Origin of the sequence: Actinoplanes sp. NBC_00393 (assembly GCF_036053395.1) — a bacterium.
Classification (GTDB): domain Bacteria; phylum Actinomycetota; class Actinomycetes; order Mycobacteriales; family Micromonosporaceae; genus Actinoplanes.
On sequence record NZ_CP107942.1, the window covers coordinates 3,650,788 to 3,675,724 of the forward strand.

The following is a 24,937-nucleotide window of genomic DNA, read 5'->3' on the forward strand; positions in this document are numbered from 1 at the left end:
GAAGCGAGCGGCATGCCGCTCGCTGGGCCTGTGCGGGACGTCAGTGCCCGAGGGCACAGCGCATGTCTCAGCTGAGGTACAACGGCCTGTCCTTCTCCGGCGATCACCAACGCATTGCGGCGAAAGTAGCAGCGATCGGGCGGCCATCTCCACCCCATTCACGAGGCGAGGTCGATGGTGGTGACACGGTTCAGGTCGGTCGTGGACAACACCGAGACGGTGCCGGCCGACGCGTTCGCCACGTAGACGCGTTCCCCGTCCGGGCTGACGGCCACGTCGACCGCCAGACCGACGTCGACCGGGCGGCCGACGATCCGCTTCGCCGTCAGGTCGACGACGGTCACGCCCTCGACCAGGTCGATGGCGTAGAGCCGGCTGCCGTCGGGGTGGACGGCCATGTCGGCGAACCCGGCGTCCGCGGCGGCCACCTCGCTGACCTGCCGCGATGCGGTGTCCATCATCCACAGCCGGTTCACCTCACCGGCCTGGTCACTGCCGATGTACAACCGCTTGCCGTCCGGGCTGGGCTCCAGCGAATTGGGCCGGCCGGGCAAGGTCACCTGGCCGACGGGAAGGTTGTTGTCGGCGTCCATCACGGTGAGCCGGTACGGACCCTGCTCGGCGGCGCCGTTGGTGGTGTACACCCATCTGCCGTCGGGGCTGACGGCGGAGGCGCCGGCGTCGTCGCCGAGCTCGACCGGCGTACCGATGATGCCGTTGTTCGAAGTCTGAATGATGGTCATCGTTCTCGAGCCGCTGTTGGTGACATACACCCGGCCGCCGTCGCGGGTCATCGCCACGTCGCTGGGCTCGTCGCCGACGCCGATCACGTCGCCGATCGTCGCGTTCTCCCGGGTGCTCAGCACCGTCACGGCATCGGAATCCCGGTCGGCGACATAGAGGTAGGCGCCGTCGTCAGCCTTGACCGCCACCCCGACCGGTGAGGGGCGCAGCGCGATCGGCTCACCGACCGGCCTCTCGGTCTTCGAGTCGATCACGATCAGCTCGCCGCGCTCCCCGGTGTCCCGGCCGGCGAAAGGTGGGCGCAGCAGTGCCGTCGCATACAGCCGGTCACCACGCGGGCTGACTGCCAGCCGGTTCACCAACCGCACCAGAAGCCCGGACGCCGGTGTCAACCGGTCGACGAGCAGCACCGCGCCGCACCCGACGATCAGCGTCACGCCCAGCGTCGCGGCCAGCAGGCGCCGGGTTAGCCGCACGGTGCCGCCGCCCGGGCGGCGGGCCAGGACCTCGGCGGCGACGAGCAGCACCAGCAGGGCCGCGCCGAACAGGATGGCCCAGGTGCGGCCGGGATCCGGGTGCCCGCGTATCCAGGTTCCGGTGGTCAGGCTGATCGCCCAGCCGCCCGTGATCCAACCGGTGAGCAGCGCCAGAGCGAATCGGGCCGGGGCGGCCAAGGCCGCCATCAGCGGCACCAGCAGGGCGAGCACCACCGCGATCGCGTACGGCCAGGTGTGCGTGGCCAGGTCACCGAGGCCGGGGTACGTCTCGCGCAGTTGCACGAGTTCGTAGAGCTGCACGCCCAATGCCAGTGCGCCGCCGACCGTCGCGAGCGCGCACACCAGCAGCACGGCCCGGGCGGCACGGTCGCGCGGAACCGTCAGCCGCAGGCGCACTGTCCGGTCGCGGTGCAGGTGCAGCCCGGCGAGAACGGCGGCGGCGATCAGGAGCAGATGGCCGAGCAGTTCCAGGCGCGGCTCACGCCACGGGTCGCCGAGCAGTGCGTCGCGGATCAGTTCGCCGGTGAAGAACGCCAGCCCCCAGCAGGAGGCGGCGGCCACGCCGAGCAGCAGGCCCGGACCGACGAGCGGGCGGGTCGCCCGGCGCAGCAGCCCCAGGCCGGCCGCGACCGCGGCGACGGCGATCCCGGCGGCGTACCACGGGTGGTCGGCGCTCGGGCCGGACACCAGGACGCCGCTGGTGAACTCGCGGGTGATCGGCCCGGCGGCGATGAGGAGGCCCGCCAGGATCGCCAGGGCGCCGGCCGCCACCGCGAGCCTCTCCCGCCGGGCCGGCATGCGCGGCATCTTGAGCGGCGTCTTCTCCGGCCGCTTCTTCGCCGGCCGCGCCTTCTCCGGCGCCACCTTCTCCGGCGGCGGCTTCTCCGGGGCGGGCTTCGGTGGGGGCACGGCCGGTTCGATCACCGGGTCCGCGGTGGTGAGCGTCTGCAAGCGGTCGGTGGCCGCGGCGGACACGGTACGGCTGTCGTCGCCGGTCAGCTTCTCGATCTCGGTGCGGGCGCGAACCCGTACCGTCTCGTTGCCCATGCGATACAGACGGGCCAGCGCGTCCAGCGCGCCCAGCCGGTCGGTGGCGATCGGGCTGTTCAGCGCGTTGCGCAGATACCCCGGAAGGTCCCAGTTGACGTTGCGGGCGATGACCGTTCGCCCTTGCACGTCGTCCTGCTTCTTCGGCCGCTGCTGCGGGGTGTCCTCGACGACCCGGTCGTAGACGTAGCTGTACAGCTCGTCGATCGTGATGTCTCCGTCACCGTCCAGATCGGCGCTGCCGTCGCGCAGACCCGCGGTCAGATGCCGGGTGAACACCGACTGCGCCGCGTCGCCGCTGCTCCGGTCGCCTTCGAACGAGTACTGGGTGGCGTCGGAGGCGGTCAGCACGGTACGCCCGTGGCCCTGGAACCGCTGCAACGTGTGCACCTGGTCGTCCGCCTTGGCCAGTCGCCCAGGCGGGTACGCCCCGCTGTAGCAGCAGTCCAGGATCAGCACCTTGCGCCGGCTGCCGCAGCCCTCCATCGCCTGGTCGATCTGCTCGGCCGAGATCGCGGTGAACATCAGGCTGTCCCGGCGGGTGTCGGCCATGGCCAGGTGCAGCCGGCCCCGGTCGTCCTTCAGACCGTGCCCGGTGAAATACAGCAGGGTGAGATCGTCGCGTCGCCGGTCGCGGTAGAAGTCGCCGATCGCCTCACCGACACGGTGGTGCGGTTCGTTGACCAGGGTGGTCACCTCGAAACCGGCGATCCGCGGGTCGCCGAGCACGGCGGTCAGCGCCTCGACGTCGTGTGCCGGCGCAGTGAGACGGCGCAGGCCGGCGTCGCGGTACTCGTACGTCGCGATCAGCAGCGCGACCCGCCGGCCCACGACTCACTCCGTACGGTGCCGCTGCAGGAACGCGTCGATCAGCTCACGCTGCTGCGCCGACGACGCCCGCTCCAGTTCGATGGTGTCGCCGTCGACGGTCACGCTGATCCGGTGCCGCCCGTGCTGGCGGCCGAGCCAGTCCCGCGCCGTCTCGATGAGGGCGGTGAACACACCACCGGACGCGCTCAGTGCCACGACGAGTGCTCCGATGGTGACCGGGTCGCCCTTCGCGTTCGCCGGCGCGGCCGCAGCCGGCGCCGCGGTGACCGCTTCGACATCGAGGTCGGCGATCTCGGCGCGCAACCGGTGAGCGAGCCGCTCGTGGGTCTCCGCGTCGATCTCGTCGTCAGCCTCCAGGACGACCAGCACTTGCGTCACGCCGTCGACGCTCATGGCCGGCCTACTTGGTCATCATCTTGGGGCCGGGCGCCACCAGGCCGACGACGGCGCCGAGGGCGATGCCGACGAAGCCGTACACCGCTGTCTCGTCCGAGCCGTCGGCGATGACACCGACGATGCCACCGCCGATGATCACGACGCCGAGGATGCCGAAGATCACGATCCACAGGAAGTTCGAGACCTGGGCGGACGGCGGTGGGATCGCTGCCACGACCTTGTCCTGAATCTCGGGCGACGACAGCGCATCCTTGGTCACCTCGTCCTCGGCGGCCGAGATCGTCTTCTTGAGCGCTTCCTTCTGCTCAGCGGGTTCAAGACCTTTGAACGTGTCCACGAGCTGGTCCATCTGAATGGTCATCGCCACGCTCCTGCCTCTGCGAAGTGCGCTCGTCACCCTCAGGATCTCGCTCGTCCGGCAATCAGCTCTATCAGCTTCCCGACGGGGCCATTCACTCGTTCGCGTCACAGGACCGGGCGCAACCGCCGGTGTTCGGGAGAACCTGCCTTGCCGGCGCGCTTCGCGGCGTACATCAACTCGTCGGCGCGGCCACCAGGACGTCGCTGGACTCGCCGGGATACGACACCGCGACACCGATCGAGACGCCCACCCGCAGGAGGGTGGTGCTGGTCCGCCTCCATCAGTCGGAGCGGGACCGGGCCGCGCAGCAACGCCTGCTGGTCGCGCAGGCCCAGCACGACGAACTGACCGGGCTGCTGAACCGCCGCGAGCGGCCAGCGGAGAGCGAATCCCTGAGGAACCGTGCTGTCGCCGATCGGTCAGTCCGGTCCACGACCCGGCGTCCCCAGACGATTCCCATCGCTCGCCCGGCGGCACGCCGCAGAGTTCCTCCCGCCGGTCCACCGCGGTCCGGCGTACCGAATCAGATCCTGGAGGAACCATGCGACGCGCAACCCGCGCGATCCTCGGCTCGGCCGTCCTCGGCGGCTTCGCCCTGCTCTCCGCCGGCCAGGCGGTGGCCGCCCCGGCCACCCCGCCTGCCGCACCCGCCGCAGCCGCAGCGGCGGCGCAGTACGGGTTCGCCTTCGCCGATCAGCCCAGCAACCCTTCCTACGTCGCGAACGAGCGGATGTCGGCCAACTCGACCGGCGGCACCAACACGGTGACCCGCTACCGCACCGGCGACTACGAGGTCCGGATGCCCGGCCTCGGCGCCACGCAGGGCGGCAACGTGCAGGTGAGCGCGTACGGCGAACACGGCAACCGGTGCAAGACGACGTACTGGCTGCCGCTCGACGGTGCGATGGCCATCGGCGTGGCCTGCCACAACCCGTCCGGCGTCACCGCCGACACCCCGTTCACCGTCCAGTTCCAGCGCGGCAGCAACGACCCGAACCAGCAGAGCGCCTACCTGCTGGCCCACCCGCCGGTCAGCGGCGCGCCGGACGCGCGCTACTCCTACAACTCCGGCGGCGCCCCGAACACCGTCGCCAAGACCGGAACCGGGTCGTGGAGCGTGGACTTCGGCAGCGGCTTCACCAAGCTCGGCGGGGTCGTGCACGTCACCGCGTACGGAAACAGCGCCAACTTCTGCAAGGTGCGTTCGTGGAACGTGCGCACCGCCGACGTGCGCTGCTTCGCCGCGGGCGGGCAGCCCGTCGACACCGCCTGGTCGCTGCGCTACACCGACCGGCACCTGCCGAACGGCTTCGCCGACCTCGGCGGGTACGTGTGGGCCAACCAGCCGGCCGCCGCGCTCGGCAAGCCGTACTCCCCCGACGCCCGGCACAGCTTCAACATGCAGGGCGGCGAGACCAACACCGTGACGCACGAGGGCACCGGCGCATACCGGGTACGCCTCAACCGGATCCCCGCCTTCGACCAGGGCAGCCCGGTCGCCACCGCACACGGATCGTCCACCGCGATCTGCTCGGTGACCGAACTGTTCTCCAGCGGCTCCAGCTCCGCCATCGACGTGGACTGCCAGACCCCGGCGGGCGCGCCGGTGGACTCGGCCTTCACGCTCAGCCACGCCACGAACCGCTAGCCGTCCCCTGCGGCCCCACCCTGTTCAGGGTGGGGCCGCACCCTTTCACATCCCGGAAACCCGGTTGGGCGCGCGGCCCCGGGGGGCCACAGTGGAGCCATGCGGTTCGGGATCCTGGGCCCGCTGGAGCTGTGGCAGGGCGATGACCCGGTCCCGGTCGGCGGCCCGCAGCAACGCGCCCTGCTGGCGGCACTGCTCGTCGACGCCGGACGGGTCGTCTCCACCGACCGCCTCGTCGACCATCTGTGGGGCGAGCGCCCGCCGCCGACCGCCCGTGCCCTGCTGCAGGGCAACGTGGCCGAGCTGCGGCGTACGCTGCGGCGCACCGGCAAGCAGTGCCTGATCAGCCGGCCTCCCGGCTACCTGCTCGAGGTCGAGCCGGGCGACCTGGACGCTCACCGGTTCGAACAACTGACGGCGGCCGCGTCCGCTGCCGCCTCCCCGGCGGACGCCGCGGACCTGCTCTACCGGGCGCTGGCCCTGTGGCGTGGGCCGACCCTCGACGGCATCACCCTCGACGGGCTCGCCCCCGCGGTGGCCCGGCTGGAGGAACGCCGCCTGGAAGTGGTCGAGCAGCGCATCGACCTCGACCTGCAGCTCGGGCGCGACCTCGGTCTCGTCGGTGAACTGCGCGGCCGGATCGCCGAGCACCCGCTGCGCGAACGGCTGTGGGCGCAGCTCATCGTCGCGCTGCACCGGGCCGGCCGGCAGGCCGACGCGCTCGCCGCGTACGCGGAACTGCGCACCGTCCTCGTCGAGCAGCTCGGCGTGGAACCAGGTCCGGCAGTCCAGGCGCTGCACCGGTCGATCCTGGCCGGCGAGACGCCGCCGGGCACGGTGTCCACGCCGGCAACGGAACAGCCGAGTCCTACCGAAGCGGCCGAAGCGCCGGCCGGGCCGCCGCCTCCAGCCCAGCTGCCGGCCGCCGTCTCCGCCTTCACCGGCCGCATCGACCTGCTCAAACGCCTCGACGAGCTGGCCGACGACACCCGCGCGATGGCGCTCGCGGCGATCACCGGCACCGCCGGGGTCGGCAAGACCGCCCTGGCGGTGCACTGGGCGCACCAGGCCCGCGACCGGTTCCCCGACGGTCAGCTCTACGTCGACCTGCGCGGCTTCGCGGCCGCGCCGCCGGTCCGGCCGGTCGAGGCGCTGACCGGGTTCCTGACGGCGCTCGGCGTCCCCGCCGAACAGATCCCGGTCGAGCCGGACTCCGCCGCCGCGCTGTTCCGCTCCACCCTCGCCGGGCGGCGGGTGCTGGTCGTGCTGGACGACGCGACCGGCGTGGACCAGGTCCGGCCGCTGCTGCCCGGAACACCGGGTTGCCTGGTCCTGGTCACCAGCCGGCACCGCCTGGGCGGGCTGGTCGCCCGCGACGGCGCCCGCCGGTTCGCTCTCGACGTGCTCACCGAGGACGAGGCGGGCGTCCTGCTGGACCGGCTGATCGGCCCCGAACGGGTCGCGGCCGAGGCGGACGCGGCGGCCCGGCTCTGCCGGCTCTGCGCCTACCTGCCGCTGGCGCTGCGGATCGCCACCGCCGAGCTGACCGGCGACCTCGCCGACCAGGTGGCCCGGCTCAGCGCCGGCGACCCGCTGGGCGCGCTGGCCGTCGAAGACGACCCGGACACCGCGGTACGGGTCGCGTTCGACGCCTCCTACACCGTCCTCGACCCGGTCGAACGCCGCCTGTTCCGGCTGCTCGGCCTGGTCCCCGCGGTGCACACCACCGCCGCAGCCGCCGCAGCCCTGACCGGACTGCCGCAGCCGCGAGCCGCCGCCTTGCTCAACCGGCTCGCCGCCGCGCACCTGCTCGACCGCCCGGCCACCGACCGCTACACCTGGCACGATCTGCTGCGCACCTACGCCGCGGAGCGTGCCCACGCCGAGGAGGCGCCGGCGGCCCGGCAGACAGCGGTGGCCTGCTGGCTCGACCGGTACGTCACCGACACATTGGCCGCCGCCCGCACACTCAACCCGGAGATGCTGCGGCTGCCGTCCACGCAGGTCACCGCGCCCGGCGACCATCAGGCTGCGCTCGCCTGGCTGGACGCGGAACGACCGAACCTGATCGCCGCCGTCCGGTACGCCGCGCAGCAGGGCACGGCAGCGGCCTGGATCATCGCCGACGCGCTGCGCGGCTACTTCTGGCTGCGGATGTACACGCTGGACTGGCTGGACGTGGCCACGGCCGCGCTCGCCGCGGCCACCACGGCCGGGGACCTGGCCGGGCAGGCCGCCGCACGGCTGAGTCTCGGCGACGTGCACGGCCGGCAGGGCCGCTACGACGAGGCGATCGAGCACTACCGGCAGGCGGTGCAGCTCAACCGGGCGTGCGGCTGGACCGACGGGGAGTCCGCGGCCCTCGGCAACCTGGGCAACGTCTACTGGTGGGCCGGCCGGCTGCCGGAAGCGGCCGAGCACTACGCGCAGGCACTCGCCCTGGCGGAGGCCACCGGCCGGGTCGCCGGGCAGGCCGTCAACCTCGGCAACCTCGGCGCCGTCTATTGGGACCTCGGCGACCTGGAACGCTCCGCCGAGCATCACCACCGGGCCCTGCAACTGGACCGGGCCCTGCAATCCCCGCTCGGCGAGGCGGTCGACCTCGGCAACCTGGGCCGGGTACGGCTGGAACAGGGCCGCCTCGACGAGGCCCGCACCGATCTGGAGCGGGCGCTGGTGCTGCACCGCGAGATCGGCGACCGCAGCGGCGAGGCGGAGACGCTGCGCACGCTGGCCGAGGCGCACCGCGCGGCGGGCCGGGGCCGGCATGCCACGGAGCTGGCCGAGCAGGCAGTGCGGCTCGCGCACGACAGTGGCAATGTGCGGTACGAGGCGGACGCTCTGAACACTGCCGGGGCCTGTCTGGCGGCGCTCGGGCGTACCGCCGACGCGGTGACCCGGCACGAGCAGTCCCTGACGCTGGCCCGCGACAGCGGCAGCCGCTACCCGGAGATCGTCGCCCTGACCGGCCTGGCCGCCGCCCACCCGGAACCCGACCGGGCGCTGTCGTTCGCCCTGCGCGCGGTCGCGCTGGCCCGCCAGGCCGGATTCCGTCTGCTGGAGGGCCACGCCCTGCGAGCCCTCGCCGCCGCCCACGACCGGGCCGGCGACACCGCATCGGCGGCCGCCGCAGACCAGGAGGCGACGGCGCTACTCACCGCGGCGGGCAGCGCAGCGGCTGATCAGTGACCGTGGGCGCCGACCTCAGGCCGGCTTCTTACCGGGGCCGACGACATCGGCGGCGGGCGGCGCCTGGATCTGCGGGAACGCCACGCCGAACTCCGTGAACGACAGACCCTCCAGCTCGGCACGTTCCAGGCGCACCGGGTACGGCTCGCCGGTGATGGCGACGTAGACGGTCGTCGGGGTGCGGCCACTGTCGATCACAGCGATGGCCGGGATCCCGTCGATGACCTTGCCGGCGCCTTTCGTGACGGTGGCCTTCGGCTTGATCAGCCCGTCGACGTAGGCCGCGGTGACGAAGTCGCCGAAGACCCGCTGCCGGCGCGGCAGGGTGACCCACCGGCCGCCCCGCTCCCTAGTCAGAGCGCGGGCCCGCTCGGGGCCGACAGTCTGCGCCAGGATCTGCTCGCTGGCCCGCAGATAGCGCTTGTCACCCACGATGATCGACTCCTGCTTCGACGCGCCGATCGCGGTCCAGCCTGCCGCATCGGTGCCGGCGATCCGCACGTCGACCGACCAGAGCTGCGGATCCTCGCCCCTGCCCTGCCCGTCGTAGATCGCGTCGTGGAAGACGCCGCCGCGCACCCGGAACGACGTCGCGGTCGCGAGCGCGCCCCGGGCGCGTTCCAGGATCGCGGACGCGGACAGGTCAGCGACCCCGTTGGACGCCGGCGCCGCCGAGGCGGGGGCCGGCGACGGGGAGCTCCCGCTGGTGCATCCGCCGAGCAGGGCCGCCGTGACGGCCAGCGCGGTGACGGCGTGGATGGTTCGCATACATCGACTCCCGGTCCGGATCTTCGGTCGCGGAGAGAGTACGCGGCACCCGTCTACTGCGGATACTGGAAGACCGTTTCGAGCGGCTCCCCGAACACCTGAGCGATCTTGAAAGCGACCTCGAGCGACGGCGAGTATTTCCCCGCCTCGATGGCGTTCACCGTCTGCCGGGTGACACCCACGCGGTCGCCCAACTCGGCCTGGCTCATTCCCGCGACTCTGCGCAGCTCGGTGATGCGGTTGGTGATGCGGGTCGGTTTGACCACCGTCAGACCCCACGCCGGTACAACGTCAGCTTGGTGAGGCCGTCCGCGATCTCGGCGACGACCAGCGCCGCGATCAGCGCCTGCGCGATCCAGAACCCGTCGGCCTGCACCATGGCCAGTCCGATGCCACCGAAGACGCCGGCGGCCAGGATGTAGGCCGCCACCCGGGTGCTGCGTAGATCAATGAGCCGGTCCCGTTCGTCGTGGGCGTCGACTTCACGGCGGAACACGATCGCCAGGACGATGTGCGTCGCCGCCGCCAGCACCACGACCACGGCGCCGGCCAGGATCAGCAGGGCCGTGAACGCGAAGTCACGGGCGGGGGCCGGCGTGCCGGCGACCGGCCCGAGCACCAGAGCGAAGTAGAAGCCGAAGACCACGACCAGGATCGCGGTCATGGTCAGTGCGCTTTTCTGTGGGAATGACACGGCGAACTCCCCAGCGTCAGCGGGATTCAGATATCCCGAGACTAGCCGGAGCTGTCAAACTTTTTTGACACTGCCGGGTCAGTAGCGCTGCACGCTGATGATGTGGACCGGCTCGGCGCCCGGTCCAAGGCGTACGAAATTGTGCTGTCCCCAGTTGAAGTGCTGCCCGGTGACCAGGTCGTGGGCGACGAACCCGTCGTGCCACTGCAACCCCAGCTCCGGCATGTCCAGGTGCACCCACGTGTCCCGGGTCTGATGCGGGTCCAGGTTGGCCACCACCAGGATCACGTCGTGCCGGTCGTGCAGCGTGCGGGCCTTGGAGAACACCAGGATGTTGTCGTCCTCAGCGGAGTGGAAACGCAGGTTCCGCAGCCGGTGCAGCGCCGGATGGGCGCGGCGGATCTCGTTGATCCTCGTCAGATAGCCGGCGATCGACCGGCCCTCGTCCGGCCCGCCCGGCTCGTGATCGGCCCAGCGCCGGTCCTTGTACTGGTACTTCTCGTTGTCGAGCTGCTCCTCCGCGCCCGGGCGGGGCCGGTCCTCGACGAGCTCGTACCCGGCGTAGATGCCGTAGGTGGGCACCAGCGTGGCGGCGAGCGCGGCCCGCATCTTCCACGCCGTCGGTCCGCCGTGCTGCATGAACGGGGTGAGGATGTCATGCGTGGTCGGCCAGAAGCTCGGCCGCATGTACGCCGCGGCCGGGCCGGCCAGCTCGGTGCAGTACTCGGTCAGCTCCGCCCGGGTGTGCCGCCACGCGTAGTACGTGTACGACTGCTGGAAGCCGACCTTGGCGAGGATGTGCATCATGGCCGGCCGGGTGAACGCCTCGGACAGCCAGATGACCTCGGGATGCTCGCGGCCGACGTCGCCGATCAGCCACTCCCAGAACTCGACCGGCTTGGTGTGCGGATTGTCGACCCTGAAGATCCGGATGCCGTGATCGATCCACACCTGCACGATGCGGCGCATCTCGGCGTACACGCCTGCCGGGTCGTTGTCGAAGTTCAGCGGGTAGATGTCCTCGTACTTCTTCGGCGGATTCTCGGCCGTGGCGATCGAACCGTCCGCGCGGGTGGTGAAGAACTCCGGGTTCGACTTCACCCACGGATGGTCGGGCGAGGCGTTCAGCGCGAGATCGAGGGCGACCTCCAGGCCGGCCTCGCGGGCCGCCGCGACGAAGCCGTCGAACGCGTCGAAATCCCCGAGGTCCGGGTGCACCGCGTCATGACCACCGGCCGCCGACCCGATCCCGTACGGTGAGCCGGGATCTCCCTCGTACGCATGCAGGGTGTTGTTCCGGCCCTTGCGGTTGGTCTCGCCGATCGGATGGATCGGCGTCAGATAGACCACATCGAACCCCATCGCCGCGATGCCCGGCAGCCGCCGCGCCGCGGTCGCGAACGTGCCGCTGGTCCAGCGGCCGGTCTCCGGATCCTGCGTCGCACCCTCCGACCGCGGGAACATCTCGTACCAGGCGCCGTAGAGCGCACGCTCGCGCTCCACCAACCACGGATGATCCGGGCTCGGCGTGACCAGATCCCGCAGCGGCCGCGCCGCCAGCTCGGCCCGCACACCCGCAGCAACCCCGGCAGCCAGGCGCTCCTCCACGGTCAGCCCCGCGTCACGCAACGCGGCAGCAGCCGCGCCCAACAGCTTCACCCCATCATCGGTACGCGTGACCTCCGCGACCGCCCGGTCGAGAACCCGCGCCCCCTCCTCCAGCATCAGCTCGACGTCGACGCCCGCGCCCACCTTGATCACCGCGTCGTGGTGCCAGGTGCCGTACGGATCCGACCAGCCCTCCACCCGGTAACTCCACCGGCCGGTACGCCCCGCGCACACCGTCGCCGTCCACAGGTCCAGACCGGCATTGATGCGCGTCATGGGCAGGTGCTGCTCGGCGCCGTGCGGATCGGTGAGCACCACGGTCGCGTTGACCGCGTCGTGCCCCTCCCGGAACACGGTCGCGGTCACCTCGAATGGCTCGTCCACCACCGACTTGACCGGCCGGTTGCCGCCGTCGACGAGCGGCGTGACGTCCTGCACCGGAATCCGCCCGATCGGCCTCAGCGGCGCGGTCGGCGCATCAAGCGCGACGGTGGGCGCCCGGCGCTCCAGCTGGTCGGCGGCCGGCTCGGGCAATCTCGCAGCGTCCATTTCGGCACATTAACCCGCCCGCCGCCGGCCCGCTCGGCGTTGCACCACTGTCACCGCCGTCGCGATCACGTCGATCACGAAGACCACCGTCCAGATCTTGCCCACCTGGTAGGCCGCCCAGGCGGGCCCGGTCAGCGGCACGTCGCGGGCCCCGGAGAGCAGATCGACGGCGCCCGCGGCGAGATCCCGCAGCCAGGAGAGATCAAGAACGGCGAGGATCAGCTGTACGACGAGGAAGAGCAGGGTGTGCTCGCCGAGCTTGCGCAGCGGCGACCGTTGCGGGCGAACCGCCGGCGGCCCGGTATCCACCGGCGACTTCGTTTCCACCGGCGGCTCGGGCTCCGCCGGTGTGGCCGTCTGCGATGCCGTGGGCGCCTGCGGCCGGTCCACGACCCGCAGGGCTCGCACCGACCACGGCACCAACCCGGCGCCGGCCAGGATGACGGCGGCCAGAGCGAGGCAGGCCACCTGCCACGGCGAGACGTCGTAGAGCACGCCTGCGAGCAGCGAGCCGGCCATCGAGCCGAGCAGGACGGCGGCCTCGTACAGGCCCATCCCCCGGCCGACCCGCGCCCCGGACGCTTCCGCGACGACGGCCTGCTGGACCGGGATCACCGCCGCCCACGCCGCACCGCTGAACACCCACAACACCGCGATGACCGCCGGGTTCGGGGCCCCGGCGAGACCGGCCGCGAACACCGCGCTGGACACCGAGGCCAGCGCCAGCACCCGGATCCGGCCGAAGCGGAGCACGAACCGGTGCAGATATGGGGGAAGCACCGCCATCGCGATCGCACCCGGCAGGAACACGTACGCGATCTGCATGATCTCCAGGTCGAAATGCCGTTGCAGATGCAACAGCAGGAGCAGGGCGATCGCGGCTTCCGCCGCCATGGTCACCAGCACCGCCAGCAGCATCGGCCGCAGCCGGGCGGCCACCTCGCCCGGCAGTTCCGCGGCGGCCGGCACCACCCGGGCCGGCGCGCTCAGCAACGCCACCGCGGCGATCAGGCAGGCCGCCGCGCAGGCGAGAAAGACCGCCCGGTAACCGGCGACCCCGAGCAGCGACAGGCCCGCAACGAACGCCACCCAGGCGCCGGTCTGCTCCGCCGCGGTCAGGCGCGGAAACACGGCCGAGTCCTCGGTCAGACGCTCGCCGGCCATCGCCCGGACCGCGACCCACAACAGCGCCCCGCCGAGACCACCCAGCACCGCCGCCGCGTAGGCGAACGGCAGACCGCCGGCCAGGGCGTACCCCGCGCAGGACAGGGCGTAGAGCAGCGCGCCGGCGGCCGCCACGAAACGGCGCTCGTACGCGTCGGCGAGCATCCCGGCCCACGGCCGGACCAGCACCGACACCGCGAGTTCGGCGGCGATCAGCGCACCCACCTGCACGGCGCTCGCACCCAGGGCCACACCCGCCCACAACGGCAGCAGGAAGTCGAGCAGTTCGACCGGCCCGTTCGCGAGCGTCGCGGCCAGCAGGACCCGGTCCTCGCGGCGCCGGGCCTCGGTGACGACACGGCCGGCCACGTCAGCGCCTCGTGTTCGCTGGGTTCACCGGCATTGACACGGCGTTCATCGATTCCCCCGTCGACCGGACACCTGTCCCGGGAATCTATCGCCGCGGGCCCGATCCGGACGTCCATCCAAAGTTGTACGTGCGCCCGCACCCCCCGATCCGGCCGCCGATAAGATCCGCTGACCATTCTCCTCATGGAGCGTCGATGACCTACCCGCCGTCACCCGGGGCACCGCTCCCGCCGCCCGCCGACCCGTATCAGTCACCGCAGCAGTTCTACGGTCAGCCCGGCTACGGTCAGCCAGGCCCGCCGATGGTTCCGCCGCCGGGCCAGTCCCGTACCGTCGCGATCACCATGCTCTCGATCGCGATCGGGCTGGTGATCCTCGTGGGCGGCGGGATCGTCTTCTACCTGCTCGGCCAGAAGTTCTCCCCGGACCCGACCGACGCGAGCGAGATCAGCATCAGCGAGCCGGACACGCTGAACGGCCAGCCCAAGATCGAAGCCAAGGAGCTGGCCTCGCTCACCACGGACCTGGCGAAGGAACTGGAGGGCTACCCGGGCGCCGCGAACGCGTTCGGGGCGGTCTACGGCTCGCCGGCCGACAAGAAGATGATCGCCGCCCTCGCGGCCGAGGTGGATATCGACGACCCGCAGCGGATGCTCGACACGGTGTTCCAGTCGTTCAGTGGGGAGAGCCAGCTCACCGGGGTCTCCCCCGCCAGCACCGGCTCGCTCGGCGGTGTGGCGCAGTGCGGCAGCACCGTCATCGGCAAGGAGGATGTGGCGATCTGCGGCTGGGCCGACGAGGGCAGCGTCGGCATGTTCCTGTTCTTCGCCGAGACCGCGGTGGACGTGAAGGGCGACTTCCCGGACATGCGGGCGGAGATCGAGACGAAGGGCTGATCCGGTCCGTTGCCAGAACGCCGGACCCGTTCGATCATCGGGTGATGGCGCATCCTGTCACCACCGTCGTCGAGGGGTTCACGTTCACCGAGGCACCGCGCTGGCATGACGGCCGGCTCTGGTTCTCCGACTTCTACACCGGCCGGGTGATGTCGGTCCGCGAGGACGGGAGTGACAGCCGGGTCGAGGCCGTTGTGCAGCAGCAGCCGTCGGGGCTGGGCTGGCTGCCGGACGGGCGGCTGCTGGTCGTCTCGATGCGGGATCGGCGGATCCTGCGGCGTGAGCCGGACGGCGCGCTGGTCACCCACGCCGATCTGAGCCGGCACGCGACCGGCCACCTCAACGACATGGCGGTGGACGCCGAGGGCCGCGCGTACGTCGGCAACTTCGGGTTCGATCTGATGAACGGCGCACCGCTGGAACCGGCGGCCGTGCACCGCGTCGACCCGGACGGCACGGTTTCCGAGGTGGCGGCCGGGCTCTGGTTCCCGAACGCCATCAACCTCACCGCCGACGGTGTCGTGCTGGTCAACGAGACGTTCGGCAACCGGATCTCCGCGTTCGACCTCACCGAGGACGGCCGGCTCACCGGCCAGCGGGTGTGGGCGCAGTTCGGGCCGGTGCCGACCGAACGTGCGGTCGCCGGGGCGCTGGGCCAGCTCGATGCGGCGCCGGACGGTGGGAGCCTGGACGCCGACGTGGGTCTGTGGGTGGCCGACGCCATCGGTGGGCGGGTGATCCGGGTCGCGGAAGGCGGGCAGATCACCGATGAGGTGCGGCCCGGCACCAATGCGTACGCGTGCGCGCTCGGCGGCGAGTCCGGGCGGACGCTGTTCATCTGTACGGCGCCCGACTTCGACGAGCACGCCCGCAGCGCCGCCCGCGAGGGCCGGATCGTCGCTGTGACGGTGCCGACACCGGCGGCCTGATCTCAGCCGATTCGGTTAAGGCGGAAAGACTTCCCGCCGATAGCAGAATCATGACCCACGTCCAGAATCTCGATCAGGGGCGGGAGAACCGGACCCCGCCCGAGTTCTGGGTGCATCTCGGCCTCAACGCCGTATTGATCATGGTGGTGCTGGCCGGCCCGGACTGGGCTGCCGACCCGGCCATGGGCCTGTCGCTGTTGTCGGGGCTGGTGGCGATCCACCGGGGGCCACGCCGGTACCGGCCGTCGGACGCGACACCGTGGCGTTACATCCGGTTCGCCTCGTGGATCTTCATCGCGAGCAGCGCGCTGCGGCTGGTCCGGGAGGCGGGTGGGCTGCCCGATCAACTGGTGCTGCTGCCGGATCTGCTGACCGTTCCGGCGTACGCGCTGGTGGGTCTGTGTTTCTCGGTGATGCTGCGCCGGCGGCGGGCCGCGGAGGACGACACGGCGTGGGTTGACGCCGTGCTGATGGGGCTCGGCACCGCGTTCCTGACCTGGACGTTGCTGATCGCGCCGAACCTGGACGAGCATCTGAGCGCCTCGCAGCTGATCAACGCGCTGTTCCCGATCATCGACGTGGTCGTGCTGGTGCTGGCCGCCCGCCTGCTGTTGACGCACGGCACCCGGCAGCCGGCGCTGTGGCTGATGATCGTCGCGTGCGCGGCGCTGTTCACCGGCGACCTGCTGTACTGCCTGCGCTGGGCGCTGGAGGTGGACCTGCCGGGAGTGCTCGTCAACGTCTTCCTGCTGCTGATGTTCGCCCTGCTCAGCGGCGCCTCGCTGCACCCGTCGATGCGTACGCTGACCGAGCCGCAGCAGTTCGTGGCCCGCAATCTGAGCCGGGCCCGGACAGCGATGATCGGGATCATGGTGATCTTCCCGGTCGCGCTGACGTCGCTCATGCCCCCGGGCACCTGGGCGGGCAACGTGGTCCGCGCGGTCCTGTGCGTCTGCCTGGTGCTGACGGTGCTGACCCGGGTGATCCGCTCGAACAACTCCCGGGCCCGCGCCGAGCGGATCAGCCGGCGGCGCCTGACCCACGACACGCTCACCGACCTGCCCAACCGCGAGCTGCTCACCGAGACCGTGACCGGCTGGATGGAACGCTCCGGCGCCGGGCGGACCGAGATCGGCCTGCTCTTCGTCGACCTCGACCGATTCAAGATGATCAACGACAACTGGGGTCACGCGGTCGGGGACGAGTTGCTTCAGGCGGTGGCCGCGCGGCTGAGCGAGCAGGTGCGCCCGGACGACGTGGTGAGCCGGGTCGGCGGCGACGAGTTCCTGATCGCGGTGGCCGGGCCGGCCCACGAACGGCGCGCCGAGTCGCTCGCCGAGCGGCTGCTCACCGAGCTCAGCCGGCCGTTCGCGCTGTCCATCGGCGACGTGGTGACCTCGGTGTCGATCGGCGTGGCGAAATCGGCCGACAGCATCGGCGCCCTGGAGCTGATCCGCGACGCCGACACCGCGATGTACCGAGCGAAGAGCAACGGCCGCAACATGTACGCGATGTTCGACGCCTCGATGCACGCCCAGGTGCAGGACCGGGTCCGGCTGGAGCAGGCGCTGCGCGGCGCGGTGGAGCGCGGCGAACTGGCCGCCCACTTCCAGCCGATCATCGACCTGGCCTCCGGCGAGCTCGACGGTTTCGAGGCGCTGATGCGCTGGCACTCGCCGGAGCTGGGCCACGTCTCACCGGTGGACTTCATCCCGATCGCGGAAGAGACCGGGATGATCGAGGAGATGGGGGCGTGGCTGCTGTGCGAGTCGGTCCGCCAGCTCGGTGAGTGGACCGCGCTGCGGGGCCCGGGCGCCCGCCCGCTGCACGTCTCGGTGAACGTCGCGGTGCGCCAGCTGCGCGACGGTTCCCTGGTGCGGCTCGTCGACGACGCGCTGCGGGAGAACAATCTGCCGTCGTCCGCCCTGTGGCTGGAGATCACCGAGTCGGGGGTGATGGAGGACCTGGAGACGGCGCTGCTCACCCTCAACGCGCTGCGGGCCATGGGGGTCACCCTGTGCATCGACGACTTCGGCACCGGCTACTCCTCGCTGAGCTACCTCCACCGGCTCCCGGTCGGCATCGTCAAGATCGACCGGTCGTTCGTCTCGGGCGTCGGCGACAACGGCGCCAACGAGCCGATCGTCCGCGCGGTGCTGGCGATGACCCGGGCGATGGGCCACCGGGTCGTCGCCGAGGGCGTCGAGACCGAGGTCCAGCGCGACTGGCTCCGCGCGCAGGGATGCGACCTGGCGCAGGGCTGGCTCTACGGCAAGGCCGACCGGCCGGCCAACCTGACCGGCTGGATCATGCGGCGCGAGGCGGCGCTGACCGAGGCCTGAGGCCCTGCGGCGGGTGACCCGGCGCCGAATCAGTTCCACGGCGCCGCCGAACAGCAACGACAAGCCCAGCCCGGCCGCGAGGCCGGGCACCGGGTTCTCGGCGAACGCCGCGCCACCCACGAAGCCCAACCCTGCGGTGTACGCGGCCCAGCCGAGAGCCGCGATCGCGGAGGCGGGACTGAACCGGGCCAGCGGCACCCGGGCCGAACCGCAGGCCAGGTTCACGCACCACGCTAGGTGATCTTGTTAGTGTCGCTGCGTGACGGCAGGCACGGCGCGTCTGCGCCGATGGATGAGAGCGGGCCCGCGCAGACTGGCACGGCTTCGCCACGACGTGGAACGCGCCACCGCAACGACCGGCTCCGCGCCGGACAGCGGCCGCCCGTCGCGGCTCTCGGCGCTGCTGTGGTGGCTCGGCACGGGACTGCTCGCGCTCGGCCTGCTGTTCGTCAACGTCGGGGTGGCCGTCTCGGAGTTCCACGTGACGCCGGTGGTCGCGGTGCTGGCGGGCCTCGGGCAGAGCGCCGCGCTGGTGCTGATCCTCATCCGGCCGACAGCGGCGACCTTGCTGCAGTTCCTGGCGGTGGCGGTGTTCGCCATCGGCATGCGAGGAGGGTACGCCGTCCTTCAGGGCGGTGGTGAATCCTCGCCGGGCATGCCAGGGGCCGTTGTTGTCGTACCCGGCCGCTAGGTTCAGGGCCAGGATCGTCCCAAGGGGGGTGGGCGAGGTGGCGCGGCGTGCGTACGTGTTCCTGTTGCGTCCCACTTCGGGCCAGGTGCAGCGGGCTCTCGCCTGCATCGAGGACCACCGGATCTTGTATAACGCGGCCCTGGAGGAACGGCGGACCGCTTATCGCAGGGCGGGGGTGACGATCCGCTACGGGCAGCAGTCCGGGCAGTTGAAGGAGATCCGCCGCGCCGACCTGCAGGGACAGGGCCGTTGGTCGTTCTCGTCGCAGCAGGCGACGTTGCGGCGGTTGAGCAAGGCGTTCGACGGTTTCTTCCGCCGGGTGAAAGCCGGGCAGGCGCCGGGGTATCCGCGGTTCAAGGGTCGCGGCCGGTTCGATTCGGTGCAGTGGCCGAAAGACGGTGACGCGTGCCGGTGGAACTCCACCCCGGACAGCGATCACGTACGGGTCTATCTGCAAGGCATCGGGCACGTCAAAGTCCGCGCGCATCGCAAGGTCGAGGGCCGGGTCAAGACGATCACGCTCAAACGTGCGGGCAAGCGCCTGTACGTGGTCCTGTCGTGCGATGACGTGCCCGCCCTGACGCTGCCGCAGACCGGCAGCAAGGCCGGGATCGACATGGGTGTCGTATCGTTTTCTGACCACCAGCGACGGCCGGCACGAGCCGAACCCCCGGTTCGTCCAGACGATGGCGGGCGAGCTGGCCACCGCGCAGCAGGCCCTGTCCCGCAAGACGCGGGGTTCCCACAACCGGGCGAAGGCCCGGGCAAAGGTCGCGGCGATCCACACCAGGATCCGCCGGCAGCGCGCCGACTTCCACCACAAGACCGCGCTCCAGCTGGTGCGGGAACACGAGGTGATCGCCCACGAGAAGCTGCGGGTAGATAACATGACCCGCTCGGCGTCCGGGACAGTGGCGCAGCCGGGTACCAACGTGGCCCAGAAGTCCGGGCTGAACAAGAGCATTCTGGACGCGGGCTGGGCTGCGTTCCTGCGAATCCTGACCGCCAAGGCTGAAAGCGCCGGACGGACCACGATTCCCGTGGACGCTGCCCACACCTCCCAAACGTGCCCGCGCTGCGGGCACGTCGCGAAGCAGAACCGCCGCACCCAAGCCGAGTTCACCTGCCAGGGCTGCGGCTACACCGACCACGCCGACATCGTCGGCGCGATCAACGTGTTGAGACGCGGGCTGGCGTCTCAGCCCGAACCCGTCAAGGTTTAGGCGAAGCCCCGTCCTTCAGGACGGGGAGCAGTCACAGCCATCCCGCCCGGCGCCGGACCGACCTGGCCGCTGACGGCGATCGGCGGGTTCACCCTGATCGCGCACCTCGGCCTGATCGCGGCCCGCACCAGCCGGCAGCGGGCGCTGCGAACCCTGTGGGCGAGCATGGTGCTGCTGCTCGCGCTGATCCTGCTCGACCCGCGGGACCGGCTGGCCACCGACTGGCTGCCGATCATGATCGTGTACCCGGTGCTCGCCACGCTCGTGCTCGGGGCGGTGCTGATGACCCGCCGGTGGCGTGAGGTCCGCCGGGAACTCGCCCAGGCACAGCGCGACGTCGCCGTCGAGCAGAGCCAGCGGGCGGTCGCCGAGGAACGCACCCGGATCGCCCGGGAACTGCACGACGTCGTCGCGCACAACATGTCGGTGATCCACATGCAGGCGACCTCCGCGTCGTACCGGCTCACGAACCTGGACCCGGAGGCGCGGGCCGAGTTCGCGCAGATCGCGGCCGGCACCCGGTCGACGCTGCGCGAGATGCGCCAGCTGCTGGCCGTGCTGCGCGACGAGAACGCGGACGCCGAGCTGACGCCGGTGCCGGATTTGGGCCGGCTGACGGAGCTGGTCGAGTCGGCCGGGCGCGCAGGCGTGCCGGTCGAGGTGCGTGAGGCCGCATCGGTACGGGCGATCGTGCTCCCGGAGCGGGTCGCCGTGGCCGCCTACCGGATCATCCAGGAGTCGCTGAGCAATGTGATCCGGCACGCGCCCGGCGCCCGTACGCTGATCGATCTTGATGTTGTTGACTCTGACCTGGTGCTGTCGGTCGTGAACGACGCGGCGCAGCGCCCGGCCCAGCCGGTGGAGGCGCCCGGCCAGGCCGGTCACGGACTGTCCGGGATGCGCGAGCGGGCGCGGCTGGCCGGTGGATCGTTGGAAGCGGGCGGCCGCGACGAGGGCGGGTACCGGGTCGTGGCGCGGCTGCCGATCGGAGGTGACGAGTGATCCGCACGCTGATCGTGGACGACCAGCCCATGATCCGGGTGGGCATCCGCGCGATCCTGGAGTCGCAGGACGACATGACGGTCCTCGGCGAGGCCGAGAACGGGCAGCTCGGCGTCGAGAAGAGCCGCAGCCTGCGCCCCGACGTCGTGCTGATGGACGTCCGGATGCCGGTGCTCGACGGGCTGGCCGCCACCAGGGCCATCCTCGGGCCGGACCGCGTCGCGGGACACACGCCGCGGGTGCTGATGCTGACGACGTTCGACCTGGACGACTACATCTATGCCGCGCTGCAGGCCGGCGCCAGCGGCTTCCTGCTCAAGGACAGCGAACCCGAGGACCTGCAGCGGGCCGTGCGGGTGGTGGCGAGCGGCGAGGCGCTGCTGGCGCCGAGCATCACCCGCCGGCTCATCGAGAACTTCGTCGAGGCCCGACCGCGGCGGCCGGCTGTCGCCACCGCGCTCAACGGGCTCACCGACCGCGAACGCGAGGTGCTGCGCCTGATGGCGCTCGGCAAGTCGAACGCGGAGATCGCCGCGGCGCTGTTCATCGCCGAACAGACCACCAAGACGCACGTGAGCCGAATCCTGCAGAAACTGGACCTGCGCGACCGGGTGCAGGCGGTGGTCTTCGGCTACGAGACCGGCCTGGTCACACCCGGCGGCCGGCCCTGATCACGGGCGGGTGGGACGAGCTGCTGCGGGTCGCCGCCAGCGTGCAGGGCGGCCACGCCAACCGCGGGCCGTTCCGTCTTGTGGGTAGGGACGTCGAGCAGGCAGACGGCGTCCTGGGCCATGACCGACGGATCTCACGTCGAGGCTGAGATCTCCTCCAGGACGCCCCGTTGAAACATTCTCGACTGCGGGCCTGACGGAGATGGCTTGCCGGACCGTGCGGCGATCGACTGTTCGATCACCTCGGTCGGCTGGTAGCCGGTCGAAAGGAGGTGGCGGCCAGCCTCGATCTTGGAGAGCCAGATCCCGTCGCGATAGCGGACCAGCGCTCGGCACGCACCGAGAACCGCATCATCCGCACCGGCTGCGGGCTCATCGTTTGCCGGGGTGGGCAGCGCCATCCACCAGTGCAGGGAATCGATGAGCAGGCAGCGCAGATCGTCTGCTGAGAGATCGGCGAAGGTTTCTGCTGCCGGTGGGCCCGACAGGGCGCGACCGCTTTGATGCAGGATGCTGCGGTCGAGTCCGTACCAGAACGTTCCGTCGTCTGCTGGACGATCTGATGGTTGCAGGGTCTGCCGGAAGTCCATGGCGGGGCCGTCGTTGAGTTCGAGCTCGAACCCGGGTTCCTTGGTGCCGGATCGGGCCACGGCCTCGGTGTAGACGACCAGTTCCAGCCCTCGTGCCGGGCAGGGCAGCACGTTGTGCCGGAGGCGAGCGATCAACTCCCGCTTGACGGCTTCGCTCAACGGATCACGGCATAACAGGGCGATGTCAACGTCGCTGCGGCCCGCCTGGAAGGCGTCCAGGGCCAGCGAACCGGCTGCGTACGCCCCGACGAAGTTCCTGGCGAGCACCGCCCGCGCAGTCTCGGAAATCGCGGTGAGATATCTCTTGATCTCTTCAGACATCACCACATTTTCCCCGAGTGAGGGCTGCCTGGTTTATGGATCCATGGCCAACTCAGCGGCCAACTGTGGGCCGTCACAGCTGTCCGCAGACGGATGTCCTGAGGCCCGGGTCGGGTTGCGGCTGACCGGTGGCCGGCGGCAGCGGTGTTTCGGGTTGCTGCGCTCATCAAGGCCGGCCACCATCCGCCCATGGTCGCGCCGCTGGTTAGCCGGGCTGTCGGTGGGCATTGGGCCTGGCATGAGAGCTATCGCACTGGACGACTACGGCGACGCTGACGTGCTGGCACTTCGTGAGCTGCCGGACCCGGCAGTCGGGCCGGACGTCGTGCGGATCCGGGTACGCGCGGCCGGCGTCAACCCGGTCGACTACAAGATCCGGCAGGGTCATCTGCAGGGCGCCTTTCCGCATCACACGCCGCTGATCCCGGGCTGGGACGTCGCCGGCGTGGTCGACGCGGTGGGCCCGGCGGTCACCAGGTTCGCGGTCGGCGACGAGGTCATGGCGTACGCCCGGAAGGACTCGGTGCAGCACGGCACGTACGCCGAACTGGTCGGTGTGACCGAGACCGCGGTGGCCGCCAAACCCGCCGCGCTGGACTTCGTGCAGGCCGGCGGCCTGCCCCTGGCCGGCTTGACCGCGTTGCAGGCGCTGACCGCGGTCGGCGTGGCGCCCGGCGACGTCGTCCTGGTGCACGCCGCCGCCGGCGGGGTCGGGCACCTGGCGGTGCAGCTGGCCCGGGCGCTCGGCGCGGCACGGGTCATCGGCACCGCCTCCGACGCCAACCACGACTTCCTGCGCGGGCTCGGCTGCGAACCGATCCGGTACGGCGACGACCTGCCGGACCGTCTGGCAACGCTGGCCGGCGGTGACGGCCGGGTCGACGCGGTGCTGGACTTCGTCGGCGGCGACGCGCTGAGCCAGTCGCCGCGGATGGTGCGTTCGGCGGCCCGGCACGCCTCCGTCGTCGATCCCCAGGTCAAGGAGCAGGGCGGCCGTTACGTCTTCGTGCGCCCCGACGGTGAGCAACTGGAGGCGCTCGGCGAGCTGGCGGACGGCGGCCGGTTGCGCGTCGAGGTGGCCCGGGAGTTCCCCCTGGCCGAGGCCGCGGAGGCGCAGCGTCTGCTGGAGAAGGGACACGTACGCGGAAAGGTCGTCCTCACCATCCCCTAGTACCCGGGCCGCCCTTGAACGGGCCGGTGATGTCCGCGGTGATCCACCCGCCGTAGAAGTCGCCCTCCTGCGGCCGGACCAGTTCGCCGGCCACCCGGCACTCGTCGACACGGCTCGGGTAGAAGGCGACGGCACCGGCGATGTCCGCGTACGCCGGAGAGGGATTCTCGTAGGACCAGCCGGCCCGCGGCACCCGGGTGTCCCCCGCGACCACATCCCAGTAGCTGGCGACACCCTTGAACTCGCAGTACGACCGGCCGGCGCCCGGCTCCAGCACCCCGTCGGCGATGTCGGCGCGGGGCACGTAGTAGACCGGCGGGTGCGAGGTCTCCAGGACCCGCCAGCAGCGGTCGCTGTCGACGATCACCTGCCCGGCGTGCACGATCGTCACCCGCGCCGCCGCGCGCTCCAGCCGCGGCGGCCGCGGGTAGTCCCAGACCGACTCCATCGGCCCAGCTTGCCAGCGATTCCTGCCACGTGACATGTCGGTATCGGTCATCTAACCGATTCGTCGCGGCTGCTGCGCCACGACGATGGGACGAGACGTCATCGGTGGCAGGTGTGAGGAGCACGAGGATGTTCGTCGAGCAGATACCCGGCTCTCGCCTGGGCGTACAGGTGACACGCAGCGGTCCGGTCCTGGTCTGCGTCGCCGTCTCCGGCGAGCTGGTCTCCGACACCGCCGGCGTCCTCGCCGAGCAGGTCCGCGCGACCTTGGTCCGGCAGCAGCCGGACACGATGCTGCTCAACCTGGCACAGCTGGAGTTCATCGACGTGGCCGGCGTCCACACCCTGTACGAGCTGCACACCGCCGCGGCGACCCGGGACTGCACGCTGATCATCCGGAACGCGTCGCGGCCCACCCGGTGGATCCTGTCCGCGCTGGGACTCGACGCGCTGTTCCCCTCCCCCGCCCGGCGACGGCCACGCGCCGAGCCCGGCAGCTGAGCAGCGCACCTATCCGTGCCGTGCGGCGGCCCAGGCGGCGATCTGGGCCCGCGAGGTGAATGTGCTCGACGTGCGTGTGGTCGCCCAGCCCCAGGGACTGGCCGACGGCCTCCACCAGCAGGTCGGGCCGGGCCAGTTCGGACAGGTCGACGAACGCACGCTGCACCTCGGTCGCGACACGCAATGCGGTGCGGGTCTTGCCTACCCCGGCCGACGCCGGTGACGGTCACCAGCCGGGCGGCGGCGAGCAACCGCTTCAGCGCCGAACGCTCATCGGTACGCCCGACA

General features: G+C 71.2%; 22 protein-coding genes and 1 pseudogene. 13 read left to right on the forward strand and 10 right to left on the reverse strand.

Annotated elements, in window-relative coordinates; translation table 11 throughout:
* Positions 1-158: 158 nt before the first annotated feature.
* Genes OHA21_RS17280 through OHA21_RS17290 form a run of 3 tightly spaced genes read right to left on the reverse strand, consistent with a single transcriptional unit; the run spans position 159 to position 3,876 of the window.
* Positions 159-3,119 carry a caspase, EACC1-associated type gene (locus OHA21_RS17280; RefSeq protein WP_328475062.1) on the reverse strand — a complete coding sequence of 987 codons (2,961 nt, stop codon included), beginning with the start codon at positions 3,117-3,119 and terminating at the stop codon, positions 159-161.
* Between the two features lie 3 nt (positions 3,120-3,122).
* Positions 3,123-3,512, reverse strand: a complete 390-nt coding sequence (locus tag OHA21_RS17285) for an effector-associated constant component EACC1 (protein WP_328475063.1) — start codon at positions 3,510-3,512, stop codon at positions 3,123-3,125.
* 7 nt (positions 3,513-3,519) lie between these two features.
* Entirely contained in the window at positions 3,520-3,876 is a 357-nt protein-coding gene (locus OHA21_RS17290) for a hypothetical protein (RefSeq protein ID WP_328475064.1), read from the reverse strand.
* A 541-nt stretch (positions 3,877-4,417) separates the two neighbouring features.
* Between OHA21_RS17290 and OHA21_RS17295 the strand changes: the two genes are divergently transcribed.
* Both OHA21_RS17295 and OHA21_RS17300 read left to right on the forward strand, forming a co-directional pair.
* Positions 4,418-5,524 (forward strand): hypothetical protein, encoded by a 1,107-nt coding sequence (locus tag OHA21_RS17295; RefSeq protein WP_328475065.1) that lies wholly within the window; start codon positions 4,418-4,420, stop codon positions 5,522-5,524.
* Positions 5,525-5,623: 99 nt separating this feature from the next.
* On the forward strand, positions 5,624-8,713 hold the full coding sequence (locus OHA21_RS17300) for an AfsR/SARP family transcriptional regulator (RefSeq protein WP_328475066.1): 3,090 nt from the start codon (positions 5,624-5,626) through the stop codon (positions 8,711-8,713).
* 15 nt (positions 8,714-8,728) lie between these two features.
* On the opposite strand, the gene OHA21_RS17305 is transcribed toward OHA21_RS17300, so the two are convergent.
* The 5 genes from OHA21_RS17305 to OHA21_RS17325 form a co-directional block, all read right to left on the reverse strand.
* A complete protein-coding gene (locus OHA21_RS17305; protein ID WP_328475067.1) occupies positions 8,729-9,481 on the reverse strand; it encodes a hypothetical protein in 753 nt (250 codons plus the stop codon).
* Positions 9,482-9,534: 53 nt separating this feature from the next.
* Positions 9,535-9,747, reverse strand: a complete 213-nt coding sequence (locus OHA21_RS17310) for a helix-turn-helix transcriptional regulator (RefSeq protein ID WP_328475068.1) — start codon at positions 9,745-9,747, stop codon at positions 9,535-9,537.
* 2 nt (positions 9,748-9,749) lie between these two features.
* Positions 9,750-10,175, reverse strand: coding sequence for a hypothetical protein (locus tag OHA21_RS17315; RefSeq protein ID WP_328475069.1), 426 nt, complete (start codon positions 10,173-10,175; stop codon positions 9,750-9,752).
* A 78-nt stretch (positions 10,176-10,253) separates the two neighbouring features.
* Positions 10,254-12,332 carry an alpha-1,4-glucan--maltose-1-phosphate maltosyltransferase gene (locus OHA21_RS17320; protein WP_328475070.1) on the reverse strand — a complete coding sequence of 693 codons (2,079 nt, stop codon included), beginning with the start codon at positions 12,330-12,332 and terminating at the stop codon, positions 10,254-10,256.
* A gap of 9 nt (positions 12,333-12,341) precedes the next feature.
* Positions 12,342-13,865 (reverse strand): MFS transporter, encoded by a 1,524-nt coding sequence (locus OHA21_RS17325; RefSeq protein WP_328475071.1) that lies wholly within the window; start codon positions 13,863-13,865, stop codon positions 12,342-12,344.
* A gap of 194 nt (positions 13,866-14,059) precedes the next feature.
* Here OHA21_RS17325 and OHA21_RS17330 point away from each other — a divergent pair, with 194 nt between their 5' ends.
* The 8 genes and pseudogenes from OHA21_RS17330 (at position 14,060) to OHA21_RS17360 (ending at position 21,619) form a co-directional block, all read left to right on the forward strand.
* A complete protein-coding gene (locus OHA21_RS17330; protein WP_328475072.1) occupies positions 14,060-14,761 on the forward strand; it encodes a hypothetical protein in 702 nt (233 codons plus the stop codon).
* A gap of 44 nt (positions 14,762-14,805) precedes the next feature.
* Positions 14,806-15,690 (forward strand): SMP-30/gluconolactonase/LRE family protein, encoded by an 885-nt coding sequence (locus OHA21_RS17335; RefSeq protein WP_328475073.1) that lies wholly within the window; start codon positions 14,806-14,808, stop codon positions 15,688-15,690.
* Between the two features lie 50 nt (positions 15,691-15,740).
* Positions 15,741-18,032, forward strand: a complete 2,292-nt coding sequence (locus tag OHA21_RS17340; protein ID WP_328475074.1) for a putative bifunctional diguanylate cyclase/phosphodiesterase — start codon at positions 15,741-15,743, stop codon at positions 18,030-18,032.
* A 259-nt stretch (positions 18,033-18,291) separates the two neighbouring features.
* The gene (locus tag OHA21_RS17345; RefSeq protein WP_328475075.1) at positions 18,292-18,723 is read left to right on the forward strand and encodes a hypothetical protein; all 432 of its coding nucleotides are present in this window, start codon (positions 18,292-18,294) and stop codon (positions 18,721-18,723) included.
* 55 nt (positions 18,724-18,778) lie between these two features.
* Positions 18,779-18,880: pseudogene (locus OHA21_RS52755) on the forward strand (hypothetical protein); the annotation flags it as partial.
* Between the two features lie 463 nt (positions 18,881-19,343).
* Positions 19,344-19,946: an RNA-guided endonuclease InsQ/TnpB family protein gene (locus OHA21_RS17350; protein ID WP_328475076.1), complete on the forward strand. Its 603-nt coding sequence runs from the start codon at positions 19,344-19,346 to the stop codon at positions 19,944-19,946.
* A gap of 165 nt (positions 19,947-20,111) precedes the next feature.
* On the forward strand, positions 20,112-20,948 hold the full coding sequence (locus tag OHA21_RS17355; protein WP_328475077.1) for a sensor histidine kinase: 837 nt from the start codon (positions 20,112-20,114) through the stop codon (positions 20,946-20,948).
* A complete protein-coding gene (locus OHA21_RS17360) occupies positions 20,945-21,619 on the forward strand; it encodes a response regulator transcription factor (protein WP_328475078.1) in 675 nt (224 codons plus the stop codon). The genes OHA21_RS17355 and OHA21_RS17360 overlap by 4 nt, the downstream gene beginning before the upstream one ends.
* 134 nt (positions 21,620-21,753) lie before the next feature.
* On the opposite strand, the gene OHA21_RS17365 is transcribed toward OHA21_RS17360, so the two are convergent.
* Positions 21,754-22,530 carry a nucleotidyltransferase domain-containing protein gene (locus OHA21_RS17365; RefSeq protein WP_328475079.1) on the reverse strand — a complete coding sequence of 259 codons (777 nt, stop codon included), beginning with the start codon at positions 22,528-22,530 and terminating at the stop codon, positions 21,754-21,756.
* A 238-nt stretch (positions 22,531-22,768) separates the two neighbouring features.
* Here OHA21_RS17365 and OHA21_RS17370 point away from each other — a divergent pair, with 238 nt between their 5' ends.
* Positions 22,769-23,701 (forward strand): NADP-dependent oxidoreductase, encoded by a 933-nt coding sequence (locus tag OHA21_RS17370; RefSeq protein WP_328475080.1) that lies wholly within the window; start codon positions 22,769-22,771, stop codon positions 23,699-23,701.
* Here OHA21_RS17370 and OHA21_RS17375 read toward each other — a convergent pair.
* Entirely contained in the window at positions 23,688-24,149 is a 462-nt protein-coding gene (locus tag OHA21_RS17375) for a DUF427 domain-containing protein (protein ID WP_328475081.1), read from the reverse strand. The genes OHA21_RS17370 and OHA21_RS17375 overlap by 14 nt on opposite strands.
* A gap of 128 nt (positions 24,150-24,277) precedes the next feature.
* On the opposite strand from OHA21_RS17375, the gene OHA21_RS17380 reads away from it, so the two are divergent.
* A complete protein-coding gene (locus OHA21_RS17380; RefSeq protein WP_328475082.1) occupies positions 24,278-24,649 on the forward strand; it encodes an STAS domain-containing protein in 372 nt (123 codons plus the stop codon).
* A 61-nt stretch (positions 24,650-24,710) separates the two neighbouring features.
* Positions 24,711-24,872 carry a hypothetical protein gene (locus OHA21_RS17385; protein ID WP_328475083.1) on the forward strand — a complete coding sequence of 54 codons (162 nt, stop codon included), beginning with the start codon at positions 24,711-24,713 and terminating at the stop codon, positions 24,870-24,872.
* Positions 24,873-24,937 lie beyond the last annotated feature (65 nt).